This is a genomic window from Streptomyces sp. NPDC104581 (assembly GCF_055583685.1).
The window spans coordinates 43,401-56,511 of record NZ_JBVJNN010000026.1 but is presented as its reverse complement, the minus strand read 5'-3'; the positions used below and the strand labels follow the sequence as shown (position 1 = coordinate 56,511).

The window sequence follows — 13,111 nt, the reverse complement described above, 5'->3', positions numbered from 1 at the left end:
TTTTTATCCGGGTCCGGATACCTTCGACGTGTGGCTCAGTTGCGACTCCAAGGCAGCAAGGTCCTCGCCGTCGACATGGCGGGCGACTCGGTGCGGGCGAAGAACGGCTCGATGGTCGCCTACGACGGCCGGATGGCGTTCAAGAAGCTCTCCGGCGGCGGTGAGGGCATACGGGGGATGGTGACCCGGCGTCTGACCGGCGAACAGATGGTCATGATGGAGGTGAAGGGCGAGGGCACCTGCTTCTTCGCGGACCGCGCGAGCGAGATCAGTCTCGTCTCGCTGCACGGCGACAAGCTGTACGTGGAGTCGAGCAACCTGCTGTGCACGGACGGCGGTCTGCGCACCGGCACCAGCTTCACCGGTCTGCGCGGCGGCGCGAGCGGCAACGGGCTGTTCACGACGACCGTCGAGGGCACGGGCCAGGCGGCGATCATGTCGGACGGGGTGGCCGTGGTGCTCCGGGTGACACCCCAGTACCCGCTCTCGGTCGACCCCGGCGCGTACGTCGCCCACCAGGGCGACCTCCAGCAGCACCTCCAGTCCGGGGTGAACTTCCGGACGATCATGGGCGAGGGCGGTGGCGAGGCGTTCCAGATGCGGTTCGAGGGCGACGGCCTGGTGTACGTACAGCCCAGCGAGCGCAACACCGTCGGGGGCGATGTCTGATGCCGTTCCGGGAGATCAACTCGAAGATGGTCGAGGCGACCGTGACGCCCGGCGGCCGGATGTTCAGCCAGCGCGGCGCGATGCTCGCCTACCGCGGCGACGTCACGTTCACCCCGAACACGGCGGGCGGGCAGGGCGGCCTGATGTCGATGATCGGCCGGCGGGTGGCGGGCGAGGCGACCCCGCTGATGACGGTCCAGGGCAGCGGCACCGTGATGTTCGGCCACGGGGGGCACCACATCCAGGTGATCGAACTGTCCGGCGACACCCTGTACGTGGAGGCGGACCGGTTGCTCGCGTTCGACGGGTCGCTGGAGCAGGGCACGATGTTCATGGGCGCGCAGGGCGGCGTGATGGGCATGGTGCGCGGCCAGGTGACGGGCCAGGGCCTGTTCACGACCACGCTCAGGGGTCATGGCTCGGTCGCCGTCATGGCGCACGGCGGGATCATCGAGCTGCCGATCGGCCACGGCCGTACGGTCCATGTCGACCCGCAGGCCTATGTCGCCCACCACGGCGACGTCCGCAACAAGCTCTCCACCGCCGTCGGCTGGCGCGACATGGTGGGCCGGGGCTCGGGCGAGGCGTTCCAGCTGGAGCTGAGCGGCAACGGTGCGGTGTACGTCCAGGCGTCGGAGGAGAAGCTGTGAGCGCGCCCGTGATCCATGACCCGACGACGCTGCCGGGCGACGACAACGTCAACGCGTACACCTTCTGTGTGGAACTGAAGGGGAGCCAGTGGTTCCTCCAGAAGGGCAAGATGATCGCCTACTACGGGCGGATCGACTTCAACGGCATCGGGCACGGCCGGCTCGACCGGCTGGTGCGCGGCAGCTTCCACTCGCCGCTGCACGCGAGCGACTGGGTGGTGGCGGAGGGCAGCGGCAAGATGCTCCTCGCCGACCGCGCGTTCGACGTCAACTCCTTCGACCTGGAGGACGGCAATCTGACGGTCCGGTCCGGCAATCTGCTGGCGTACCAGCCGTCGCTCGCGCTCAAGCAGTCGATCGTGCCGGGCTTCCTGACCCTGATCGGCACGGGGAAGTTCGTGGCCGCGTCGAACGGTCCGGTGGTGTTCATGGAGCCGCCGCTGCGGGTGGATCCGCAGGCCCTGGTGGGCTGGGCGGACTGCCCCGCGCCGTGCCACCACTACGACCACGCCTATATGACCGGGGTGATGGGCGGACTGCGTGCGATGAGCGGGCTCGGCGGGGCGTCGGGCGAGGAGCACCAGTTCGAGTTCGTCGGGGCGGGGACGGTGCTCCTCCAGTCGAGCGAGGCGCTGCTCGCCGACACGGCCCGCGGTGCGGTGCCGAACGAACCGGGCGTACCGGGCGGCGGGGCCCCGCCGGGCGGACAGCCGGGCGGCACACCCCGGATGCCCGGACAGCTGGGCGATCTCCAGCGACGCTTCGGGCTGTAAACGGTAGTCTGCGGAGTGTGACCTCGAACGTGTGCGCCTTTTCCGTACCGGGACACCCCGGAACGGTCTCCCCTGTGCCCGGCGTCACACTCGCGGACTTCGTCCAAATTTCAACATCTTAGGTAGAATTCATATATGGAGACCGAGACGGCCACCCGCTGGCTGAGTGACGCGGAGCAGTGCACCTGGCGCACCCATCTGGACGTCAGCAGACTGCTGATGCACCAGCTGGAGAAGGACCTCCAGCCGTTCGGGCTGACCAACAACGACTACGAGATCCTCGTCAACCTCTCCGAGGCCGAGGAGAGGCGTCTGCGGATGAGCGACCTGGCCGCCGCGACGCTCCAGTCCAAGAGCCGCCTCTCGCACCAGATCACCCGGCTGGAGACCGCGGGACTGGTCCGCCGGGAGAACTGCGAGTCGGACCGCCGCGGTCTCTTCGCCGTCCTCACCGACCAGGGCATGGAGACGATGCAGAAGGTCGCTCCGCACCATGTCGCCTCCGTACGGAAGCACTTCATCGACCTCCTCCCGCCGGAGGCCCTGGCCGCGCTGAGCAGATCACTCACGCCGGTCGCCGAGCACCTGCGGGGGCGCCGCGCCAAGAGCTGAGGCACCGGCCGGGACCGGCCGCTCCGGGTCCCGGCCCGCGGCGGGCAGGCGCAGCTCGAACAGGGCGCCGCCCGCCTCACCACGACCCACCTCCAGCGTGCCGCCGTGCCGGTGCGCCACGTCACGCGCGATCGCCAGGCCCAGCCCGGCGCCGCCGTCGTCCCTGCTGCGGGCGTCGTCGAGCCGGACGAACCGCTCGAAGATCCGCTCCCGCTCCGCCTCCGGCACCCCCGCCCCGTCGTCGGAGACCGCGAGCACCACCTGACCGCCGTCCCGGCGCACCGTCGCCCGGATCTCACCGGCCGCGTGACGCTGCGCGTTGTCCAGCAGATTGCCGAGCACCCGCGCCAACTGGCCGCGTGAACCCGACACTTCGGCGCTGCCCCGGACATCCGCGACCACCGGGATCCGGTCGGCCGACCGCTGCGAGACCTCCTCACGCACCAGCGCGGCCAGATCCAGCCGGGTACGCCCGGCCTGCTCGCCCGCGTCGAGACGGGCCAGCAGCAGCAGATCGGCGGCGAGCTGCTGGAGCCGTACGGTGTCGGCCACCGCGCCCGGCACATCCAGCAACTCCGGGTGCGCGGCGCCCACTTCGAGCTGGGTGCGGAGCGAGGCGATGGGACTGCGCAGTTCGTGGGAGGCGTCGGCGACGAAGCGGCGCTGGCGCTCGACGGACGCCTCCAGTGCGGTGAGCGTCTCGTTGGTCGTACGGGCCAGCTTCGCGACCTCGTCATGGGTGCCCGGCTCGGGCACCCGCCTGCTCAGGTCCTCGGAGGCGGTGATGGCGGCCATCTCGCGCCTGATGCCCTCGACGGGCTTCAGGGCGCGCCGCGTCACGAGCCAGGTCACCCCGCCGACGACGACGAGCAGGGCGGGCAGCCCGATGAGCATCGCGATCTGCGCGGCGGCGACGGCGCTCTGCTGCGGGCCGAGCGAGGCGCCGACATGGACCAGGTAGGGGGCGCCCGCCAGCCCGGTGACCCGGCGCTCAGAGAAGCGGTGGTCCACGGTCGTGCCGTCGACGGTCACGCTTCCGTCGCTGTGCCCGAGGGGCCGGGAGACCTTTCCGTCGGCCGGGGCGCCGGGGGGCCCGCTGTCGGCGTCGCCGTCGTCCCCGCTGTCGTCGTCCCCGCCGCTGTCGTCGTCGTTGTCGTCATCGTCGTCGCCGGACGGGGTGGGCGTGGGCGTGGGAGTGGGAGTGGGGGACGGCGTCGCGGTGGGCGGGGGCGAAGCGGGGCGCACGGCGGGCACACCGGTACCGGTGATGCTCTCCATGTCGTCGCTCGCGACCAGCAGCCGTCCCTCGGCGTCGGTCACCTGGGTCGGGTGGTCCTCGCTGTCCGGCAGCTCCAGCTCGCCGATGGGCACCTGGTTCGCGATCTGCTGGGCGACCTCGTTCGACCACTGGTCGGCCTGACCTTCCGCCTGGTCGGTCAGGTTCGAGCGCAGCGCGAACAGCAGGGCGAACGCGGCGGCGACGAGCGCCACGGCCACCACGAGGGTCGCGGCGAGCGCGGCACGGGACCGTACGGAGGAGAAGGGGCGCCTCATACGGCGACCAGCCGGTAACCGGCGCCGCGCACCGTCTGGATCGTCGAGGCGCCGAGCTTGCGGCGCAGCGCGCTGATGTAGACCTCGATGATGTTGGGGTCGCCGTCGTACGCGAAGTCCCAGACGTGCTCCAGGATCTCCGGTTTGCCGACGATCTGTCCCGCCCGGACGGCGAGTTGCTCCAGCACCGCGAACTCCTTGGCGGTGAGGGTGATCTCGGTGTCCCCCCGGTGGACGCGGCGGGCCGCGGTGTCGACGCTGAGGGTGCCGACGCGCAGTACGGGCGAGGCCCCGGCGGAACCCCTGCGGCGCAGCAGGGCCTTGACCCGGGCGACGAGCACGACGTACGAGAACGGCTTGGTCAGATAGTCGTCGGCGCCGGTGTCCAGCCCCTCGGCCTCGTCGTACTCGCCGTCCTTGGCCGTCAGCATCAGGATCGGAACGTCGTTGCCGGCCGCGCGCAGGGCGGCGCAGACGCGGTAGCCGTTCATACCGGGCAGCATGATGTCGAGCACGATCAGGTCGTACGTGCCCTCACCGGCCAGATGGAGTCCTTCGAGGCCGTCGTGCACGACGTCCACGGCGAAACCCTCGGCCCGCAGGCCCTTGGCGAGCGACACCGCGAGCCGCTTCTCGTCCTCGACAATCAACAGGCGCATGGCGACAGCCTCCCAAAACGAACCTGAAGAAGGCTTCAGGTGGCTTCAGGCTGCGTTCAGCTTCCGTCAGCCAGATTGAGGTCAAGCGAAAACGGCCCGACGGGGAGGAACCTCATGAAGCGCAACATCGTCATCGCCAGTATCACCGCGGCGGCTCTGATCGGCGGCGGTGCGTACACCGCGGTCGCGACGAGCTCCACCGGCACGGGCGCGGACGCCGCGCCGAAGACGGTCTCCTCGGCGTCGCTGGTGAACGACGACGACCGCGACGACCGCGACGACCGGAACGCGCCGGACGACGCCGGGAACGACGACGGCAAGGACGACACCCCTGCGACGGACTCGAAGCTCACCGCGGCCCAGGCCGCCGCGGGGGCGCTGAAGCAGCACCCGGGCAAGGTGGAGTCCGTCGAGCTCGACGACGACGACCGCTCGTCCGCCGGCCGGCACTGGGAGGTCGACGTCATCGGCCAGGACGGCAAGTGGCACGACCTGCGGGTCGACGCCTCGACGGGTGCGGTCCGCGCGGACGACGACGACGATGACGACGACGACCGGGACGACGACCGCCACGAGCGCGCGGCGGTACGCGGCGCCGAGGTGGACGCCCAGGCGGCGGGCGCCGCCGCGCTCAAGAAGCACCCCGGCACCGTGACGTCGATCGACTCGGACGACGACGACCGCGAGGCGGGCCACTGGGAGGTGACGGTGCGGGGCGACGACGGCCGTACGCACGAGGTGAAGGTCGACATGTCCTCGGGCACGGTGTCCGCGGACCGGGACGACGACGGCGGCGACGACCGGGACGACGACCGCCACGACGACCGTGGTGACGACGGCGACGACGACTGAGCCGCGCGGCAGACCGGGGCGCCGGCCGGGACGCACCACGCCCCCCCCGGCGCCCCCGCGCGTACTCGCACCCGTGACCCGCCCACCGGATCCACGGAGATCGGCCCACGACGCCCGCACACGGGCTTCCTCTCAGGCTCCGCGCCCGTACCCGGGCCGCCCACCAGCTCCTCGGGGACAGGCCCGTGGCGGCCGACAAGGCGTACCGCGAAGCTGGATCGCCACACGGCGCCTGCACGCGGGCGCCCCGACAACATCACGCCCACGGGCGCCTCGCGCGTGCCCGGGGGCGCGGTGGGCCGGGACCCGCCCGCCGCATCCACGGGGATCGGTCCGGGCGGCCGGGAAAGTGCGCCGCAAGGCAGGTGCGCGCCGCACGGCGCCGTACGCGGACGGCCCCACCAGGCGTCACGCCCCTACCCGCACCGCGGGCCGGGACATCCGGACACCGTTCGGGGCCCGTACGGGAGATCCGCGGGGATCGGCCCGGGCGGCCGGGAAAGTGCGCCGCAAGGCTGGAGCGCACCGCATGGCGACCGTTCGTGGGCGGCAGCGGTGCACACCGAGCGACGCGGAAGCGCCGTGGCGGGCAGCAACCGGGCCCCGGGGGCGGCTAGTTGCCCGTCAGGCCCGCCACCAGTGCGTCCGACGCCGCGTACGGGTCCAGTTCGCCCGCGACGATCCGCTGGGCCAGCGCCTCCAGGCGGCGGTCGCCGCGCAGGTCGTCGATGCGTTCGCGGAGCGCCGTGACCGCGATGGTCTCCACCTCGCGGGCCGCGCGCCGCGTTCGCCGCTCGGTGAGCACCTCGTGCTTCTCCAGCCACGCCCGGTGCTTCTCCAGCGCCTCGACGAACTCGTCGATGCCCTCGTTGCGGGCCGCCACGGTCTTGACGATGGGCGGGCGCCAGTCGGCGGGGCCCCGGGCCTCGCCGAGGCCGAGCATGTGGTTCAGCTCGCGGGCGGTCGCGTCGGCGCCGTCGCGGTCCGCCTTGTTGACCACGTAGAGGTCACCGATCTCCAGGATCCCGGCCTTGGCCGCCTGGATGCCGTCCCCCATACCGGGCGCGAGCAGCACCACCGAGGTGTCGGCCTGGGAGGCGATCTCCACCTCCGACTGGCCGACCCCGACGGTCTCCACCAGGATCACGTCGCAGCCGGCCGCGTCCAGCACCCTGATCGCCTGCGGCGCCGACCAGGCGAGCCCGCCGAGATGGCCGCGGGTCGCCATGGAGCGGATGTAGACGCCGGGATCCGACGCGTGGTCGGACATCCGGACCCGGTCCCCCAGCAGCGCGCCGCCGGAGAAGGGTGACGACGGGTCGACGGCCAGGACGCCGACGCGCTTGCCCGCGCCGCGGTAGGCGGACACCAGCGCCGACGTCGTCGTCGACTTGCCGACACCGGGCGAGCCGGTGAGCCCGATGACGTACGCGCCGCCCGCCAGGGGCGCCAGCGCCGCCATCACCTCGCGCAATTGCGGCGACGCCCCTTCCACCAGCGAGATCAGCCGGGCCACCGCCCGGGGCCGGCCCTCCCGTGCCTGGGCCACCAGTTGGGGGACGTCCACCGTCATCCGTACCGCGCTCCGTTCCGTTCCGATCCGATCCCGTCGCCGGCGACCCCGTCACCGGCGCCCCCCGGCCACCGTGGTGCCGGCTACGCCTTCGGCACCCGCACGATCAGCGCGTCGCCCTGGCCGCCGCCACCGCACAGCGCCGCCGCGCCCACGCCGCCGCCGCGCCGCTTCAGCTCCAGCGCCAGGTGCAGCACCAGGCGGGCACCGGACATGCCGATCGGGTGACCGAGGGCGATCGCGCCGCCGTTCACGTTCACCTTTTCAGGCGACACGCCCAGCTCCTTCGTCGACTGGACGGCGACCGCGGCGAACGCCTCGTTCATCTCGATCAGGTCCAGGTCGTCGACCGCGATGCCCTCCTTCTTCAGCGCGTGCCTGATCGCGTTCGCGGGCTGCGACTGGAGCGAGTTGTCCGGGCCCGCCACATTGCCGTGCGCGCCGATCTCCGCGATCCACTCCAGGCCCAGCTCCACCGCCTTGGCCTTGCTCATGACCACGACGGCCGCGGCGCCGTCGGAGATCTGCGACGAGGAGCCCGCCGTGATGGTGCCGTCCTTGGAGAACGCGGGCCGCAGCCGGCCCAGGGTCTCGACGGTGGTCTCGGGACGGATGCCCTCGTCCTGGTCGAAGACCACCGGGTCGCCCTTGCGCTGCGGGATCTCCACGGGCGTGATCTCCGCCTGGAAGACGCCGTTCTTCTGCGCGGCGGCGGCCCGCTGGTGCGACTGCGCCGCGACCTCGTCCTGCTCGGGCCTGGCGATGGCGAGGCGGGTGTTGTGCTTCTCCGTGGAGGCGCCCATGGCGATGGACTCGAACGGGTCGGTCAGGCCGTCGTACGCCATCGCGTCGAGCATCTCGATCGCGCCGTACTTGTAGCCCTCACGGGACTTCGGCAGCAGATGCGGCGCGTTCGTCATGGACTCCTGGCCGCCCGCGACGACGACGTCGAACTCGCCGGCGCGGATGAGCTGGTCGGCCAGCGCGATCGCGTCGAGGCCGGAGAGACAGACCTTGTTGATCGTGAGCGCGGGAACGTCCATCGGGATGCCGGCCTTGACGGCAGCCTGCCGCGCCGGGATCTGCCCCGCCCCGGCCTGGAGCACCTGCCCCATGATCACGTACTGCACCTGCGCGCCGGTGACACCGGCCCGCTCCAGCGCGGCCTTGATGGCGAAGCCGCCGAGATCGGCGCCGGAGAAGGACTTCAGCGATCCGAGCAGCCTGCCCATGGGCGTACGCGCGCCGGCGACGATGACGGAGGTGGTCTTGGTGTTCGAACCGGGCATGAGATGGGACCCCTTTGCCTGACGATTGGGGGTTAACGAGGGTTCACCAAATGTACTGACCACTCAGGTCCCGGGTCACCTGGCAACGAGTGTGACGGCGCGCACGTTGCGTAACCGGCCGGTTGGCGCTGCACTGTGCGCATGCTGACGCGAATCGACCACATCGGAATCGCCTGTCACGACCTCGACGCCACCGTCGAGTTCTACCGGGCCACCTACGGCTTCGAGGTGTTCCACACCGAGGTCAACGAGGAGCAGGGCGTACGGGAGGCCATGCTCAGGATCAACGGGACCTCGGACGGCGGGGCCTCCTACCTCCAGCTCCTCGAACCGGTGCGCGAGGACTCGGCCGTGGGCAAGTGGCTGGCCAAGAACGGCGAGGGGGTGCACCACATCGCCTTCGGCACCGCCGATGTCGACGGCGACTCGGAGGCGATCAGGGAGAAGGGGGTACGGGTCCTGTACGACGAGCCGCGCACCGGCTCGATGGGCTCCCGCATCACGTTTCTCCACCCCAAGGACTGTCACGGGGTCCTGACGGAACTCGTCACCTCGGCGGCGAAGCCCCCGGAGCACTGACCCGTACGGTTCCCGGCCCGGTAGAGTGGGCCGCTCCGGGCCGGGGCCGGGTCGGGGCGGCGCCTCGGCCGATGATCTGTCACCATTCCCCGGGGGGCCGTTCGCCCGTCGGGCGGTACCTATTGCAGAGTTGCGACCAGGGGACGGATGGGACCGCGCAGTGCGGGGCTACGAACGCCAGGAGAGCCACCGAGCTGACGACGACCACCTTTCGCGGTTCGAAGCCGAGATGGACCGGCTGAAGACCGCGCGGGAGAAGGCCGTCCAGCACGCCGAGGACCTCGGTTACCAGGTCGAAGTACTGCGCGCGAAACTGCACGAGGCGCGCCGCAACCTCGCGTCCCGGCCCTCCTACGACAACGCCGACATCGGCTACCAGGCCGAGCAGATGCTCCGCAACGCGCAGATCCAGGCCGATCAGCTGCGCACCGACGCCGAGCGGGAGCTGCGCGAGGCCCGCGCCCAGACGCAGCGCATCCTCCAGGAGCACGCCGAGCACCAGGCCAGGCTCCAGGCCGAGCTGCACACCGAGGCGGTGCAGCGCCGCCAGCGGCTGGACCAGGAGCTGGCCGAGCGCCGCCAGACCGTCGAGTCGCACGTCAACGAGAACGTCGCCTGGGCCGAGCAGCTGCGCGGCCGCACCGAGACGCAGGCCCGCAGGCTGCTGGACGAGTCCCGCGCCGAGGCCGAGAAGGCACTGGGCGCCGCCCGCGCGGAGGCCACCAGGGTCGCCGAGGAGGCCCGCCGCCGGCTGGGCGCCGAGGCCGAGACCGCCCGCGCCGAGGCCGAGGCGATTCTCCAGCGCGCGCGCAAGGACGCCGAGCGGCTGCTCAACGCCGCGTCCACGCAGGCGCAGGAGGCCACCAGCCACGCCGAGCAGCTCCGCACGGCGACGACGGCCGAGTCCGACCAGGCGCGCCAGCAGGCGGGCGAGCTGAGCAGGTCGGCGGAACAGCGCATACAGGAGGCGGACGAGCGGCTGCGCGAGGCCCGCGCCGAGGCCGAGAAGCTGGTCTCCGAGGCCAAGGAGGCCGCGGTCAAGCGGCTGGCCGGCGCCGAGACCCAGTACGAGCAGCGCACCCGTACCGCCAAATCCGAGATCGCCCGGCTCGTCGGCGAGGCCACGAAGGAGTCCGAGGCGCTGAAGGCGGAGGCCGAGCAGGCGCTCGCCGACGCCCGCGCCGAGGCCGAGAAGATGGTCACCGAGGCGGCGGAGAAGGCCCGTAAGGCCGCCTCCGAGGACACCGCCGCCCAGCTGGCCAAGGCCGCCCGTACCGCCGAGGAGGTCCTCACCAAGGCGTCCGACGACGCCAGGGCCACCACCCGCGCGGCCGGCGAGGAGGCCGAGCGCATCCGCAGCGAGGCCGAGGCCGAGGCGGACCGGCTGCGCGGCGAGGCGGCGGAGCAGGCCGACCAGCTGAAGGGCGCGGCCAAGGACGACACCAAGGAGTACCGCGCCAAGACGGTCGAACTCCAGGAGGAGGCCCGCCGGCTGCGCGGCGAGGCCGAGACGCTGCGTTCGGAGGCCGTCGCCGAGGGCGAGCGCATCCGCGGCGAGGCGCGCCGGGAGGCCGTCCAGCAGATCGAGGAGGCGGCGAGCACCGCCGAGGAGCTGCTGACCAAGGCCCGCGCGGACGCCGACGAGCTGCGCGCCACCGCGTCCACGGACAGCGAGCGGGTCCGTACGGAGGCCATCGAGCGCGCCACGACGCTGCGCAAGCAGGCCGAGGAGACGCTGGAGCGCACCCGCGCCGAGGCGGACCGGCTGCGTGCCGAGGGCGAGGAGCAGGCCGAGGAGACGAAGAGCGCCGCCGAGCGGGCCGCGGCGGAGCTGCGCGAGGAGACCGAGCGCGGGGTCGAGGCCCGCAGGGCCGAGGCCGCCGACGAGCTGACGCGGCTGCACACCGAGGCCGAACAGCGCCTGAGCGGCGCCGATTCGGCGCTGACCGACGCCCGCGCCGAGAGCGAGCGGATCCGCCGCGAGGCCGCCGATGAGACGGAGCGGCTGCGCGCGGAGGCCGCCGAGCGGCTGCGCACGCTCCAGGCCCAGGCCGAGCAGGAGGCCGAGCGGCTGCGAGACGAGGCGGCCGCGGACGCCGCCCAGTCCCGTGCGGAGGGCGAGTCGACCGCCGTGCGGCTGCGCGCGGAGGCGGCCGAGGAGGCCGAGCGGGTCAAGTCCGAGGCCCTCGCGAGCGCCGACCGGCTGCGCGCGGAGGCCGCCGCCGCGGCCGAGCGGGTGGGGACCGAGGCGGCCGAGGCGCTGGACGCCGCGCAGGAGGAGGCGGGCCGCCGGCGCCGCGAGGCGGAGGAGCTGCTGACCGCCGCCCGTACGGAGGCGGACCGGGAGCGCGAGCGGGCCCGCGAGCAGAGCGAGGAGCTGCTGGCGTCGGCGCGCAAGCGGGTCGACGAGGCGCAGACGGAGGCGGCGCGGCTGGTCGAGGAGGCCGATGTCCGCGCCACGGAGATGGTGTCGGCCGCCGAGCAGACGGCGCAGCAGGTACGGGACGCGGTCGCCGGGCTGCACGACCAGGCCGAGCAGGAGATCGCGGGGCTGCGCTCCGCCGCCGAGCACGCCGCCGAACGGACGAGGTCGCAGGCGCAGGAGGAGGCGGACCGGGTCCGCTCCGACGCGTACGCGGAGCGCGAGCGCGCCGCGGAGGACGTGACGCGGCTGCGGGGCCGTGCCCAGGAGGAGACCGAGGCGGCGCGGGCGCACGCCGAGCGCACCGTCGGCGAGGCGGTCGCGGAGGCGGAGCGACTGCGGACGGAGAGCGCCGAGTACGCGCAGCGGCTGCGGACCGAGGCGTCGGACTCCCTGGCCACCGCCGAGCAGGACGCCGCACGGGCCCGTCAGGAGGCGCGGGACGACGCCAACCGCATCCGGGGCGAGGCGGCGGAGCAGGCGGACCGGCTCGTCGCCGAGGCGACGAGCGAATCGGAGCGCATGCGCGCCGAGGCCGCCGAGACCGTCAACTCGGCCCAGCGGGCGGCCGACCGGCTGCGGGCGGAGGCGGAGCGGGTCAAGTCGGACGCCGACGCCTCCGCCGAGACGGCCGTCAGCGACGCGATCACGGAGTCGGACCGGCTGCTCGACGACGCGCGGGCGAGCGCGTCCAAGCGCCGCGCCGACGCGGCCGAGCAGGCCGACCAGCTCGTCAACAAGGCCCAGGAGGAGGCGTTGCGCGCCGCCACGGAGGCGGAGGCGCAGGCCGACGCCATGGTGGGCGCGGCGCGCGCCGAGGCGGCGCGGATCCACTCGGACGCGACGGTCGAGGGCAACTCCCTGGTGGAGAAGGCCCGTACGGACGCCGACGAGTTGCTGGTCGGGGCGCGCAACGACGCCACGGCGATCCGGGAGCGCACCGAGGAGCTGCGGGTGCGGGTCGAGGGCGAGATCGACCAACTGCACGAGCGGGCGCGGCGCGAGACGGCCGAGCAGATGAAGACGGCGGGCGAACGCGTCGACAAGCTGGTCAAGGCGGCCACCGAGCAGCAGGCCGAGGCGGCGGCGAAGGCCAAGGAGATGGTGGCCGAGGCCGGTTCGGAGGCGAGCAAGGTCCGGATCGCGGCGGTGAAGAAGGCCGAGGCGCTGCTGAAGGAGGCGGAGCTGAAGAAGGCCGAACTGACCCGTGCGGGTGAGAAGTTGCTCGCCGACGCCGAGGCGGAGGCGGCCCGTACCGTCGAGGAGGGCCGGCGTGAACTCGACGTCCTGGTACGCAGGCGCGAGGACATCCAGGCCGAGATCTCTCGTGTGCAGGACGTGTTGGAAGCGTTGGAATCCTTCGAGACTCCGGCCGCGAGTGGCAAGACGGGTTCAGGCGGGGGCTCCGGCGGGGGTAACGTCAAGGCGGGTGCGGCGGCGGGTGTTACCCGTTCGGGTGGCAAGCAGTCCGACAGTTAG

11 protein-coding genes are annotated in these 13,111 nt (G+C 72.7%); 7 read left to right on the top strand and 4 right to left on the bottom strand.

The window, feature by feature from the left end; genetic code table 11:
• The first annotated feature begins 30 nt into the window (after positions 1 to 30).
• The 4 genes from ACZ61E_RS21560 (at position 31) to ACZ61E_RS21545 (ending at position 2,704) form a co-directional block, all read left to right on the top strand.
• Positions 31 to 669 (top strand): AIM24 family protein, encoded by a 639-nt coding sequence (locus ACZ61E_RS21560; RefSeq protein WP_469701448.1) that lies wholly within the window; start codon positions 31 to 33, stop codon positions 667 to 669.
• The gene (locus tag ACZ61E_RS21555; protein ID WP_469701447.1) at positions 669 to 1,319 is read left to right on the top strand and encodes an AIM24 family protein; all 651 of its coding nucleotides are present in this window, start codon (positions 669 to 671) and stop codon (positions 1,317 to 1,319) included. The genes ACZ61E_RS21560 and ACZ61E_RS21555 overlap by 1 nt, the downstream gene beginning before the upstream one ends.
• Positions 1,316 to 2,092 (top strand): AIM24 family protein, encoded by a 777-nt coding sequence (locus ACZ61E_RS21550; RefSeq protein WP_469701446.1) that lies wholly within the window; start codon positions 1,316 to 1,318, stop codon positions 2,090 to 2,092. The genes ACZ61E_RS21555 and ACZ61E_RS21550 overlap by 4 nt, the downstream gene beginning before the upstream one ends.
• A gap of 135 nt (positions 2,093 to 2,227) precedes the next feature.
• Complete coding sequence (locus ACZ61E_RS21545; protein ID WP_469701445.1) at positions 2,228 to 2,704, top strand: MarR family winged helix-turn-helix transcriptional regulator; 477 nt, start codon at positions 2,228 to 2,230, stop codon at positions 2,702 to 2,704.
• On the opposite strand, the gene ACZ61E_RS21540 is transcribed toward ACZ61E_RS21545, so the two are convergent.
• Both ACZ61E_RS21540 and ACZ61E_RS21535 read right to left on the bottom strand, forming a co-directional pair.
• Entirely contained in the window at positions 2,654 to 4,258 is a 1,605-nt protein-coding gene (locus tag ACZ61E_RS21540) for a sensor histidine kinase (RefSeq protein ID WP_469701444.1), read from the bottom strand. The genes ACZ61E_RS21545 and ACZ61E_RS21540 overlap by 51 nt on opposite strands.
• Positions 4,255 to 4,917, bottom strand: coding sequence for a response regulator transcription factor (locus ACZ61E_RS21535; RefSeq protein WP_469701443.1), 663 nt, complete (start codon positions 4,915 to 4,917; stop codon positions 4,255 to 4,257). Before ACZ61E_RS21535 ends, ACZ61E_RS21540 begins: the two co-directional genes overlap by 4 nt.
• Before the next feature lie 114 nt (positions 4,918 to 5,031).
• On the opposite strand from ACZ61E_RS21535, the gene ACZ61E_RS21530 reads away from it, so the two are divergent.
• Positions 5,032 to 5,769: a PepSY domain-containing protein gene (locus tag ACZ61E_RS21530; RefSeq protein ID WP_469701442.1), complete on the top strand. Its 738-nt coding sequence runs from the start codon at positions 5,032 to 5,034 to the stop codon at positions 5,767 to 5,769.
• A 613-nt stretch (positions 5,770 to 6,382) separates the two neighbouring features.
• Here the strand turns inward: ACZ61E_RS21530 and meaB are convergent.
• Together meaB and ACZ61E_RS21520 are read right to left on the bottom strand one after the other, a co-directional pair.
• A complete protein-coding gene (meaB, locus tag ACZ61E_RS21525) occupies positions 6,383 to 7,342 on the bottom strand; it encodes a methylmalonyl Co-A mutase-associated GTPase MeaB (protein ID WP_469701441.1) in 960 nt (319 codons plus the stop codon).
• An 83-nt stretch (positions 7,343 to 7,425) separates the two neighbouring features.
• Positions 7,426 to 8,631: an acetyl-CoA C-acetyltransferase gene (locus ACZ61E_RS21520; RefSeq protein ID WP_469701440.1), complete on the bottom strand. Its 1,206-nt coding sequence runs from the start codon at positions 8,629 to 8,631 to the stop codon at positions 7,426 to 7,428.
• Positions 8,632 to 8,772: 141 nt separating this feature from the next.
• Here ACZ61E_RS21520 and mce point away from each other — a divergent pair, with 141 nt between their 5' ends.
• Together mce and scy are read left to right on the top strand one after the other, a co-directional pair.
• Positions 8,773 to 9,210 (top strand): methylmalonyl-CoA epimerase, encoded by a 438-nt coding sequence (gene mce / locus ACZ61E_RS21515; RefSeq protein ID WP_469701439.1) that lies wholly within the window; start codon positions 8,773 to 8,775, stop codon positions 9,208 to 9,210.
• Positions 9,211 to 9,370: 160 nt separating this feature from the next.
• Entirely contained in the window at positions 9,371 to 13,111 is a 3,741-nt protein-coding gene (scy, locus tag ACZ61E_RS21510) for a polarized growth protein Scy (RefSeq protein WP_469701438.1), read from the top strand.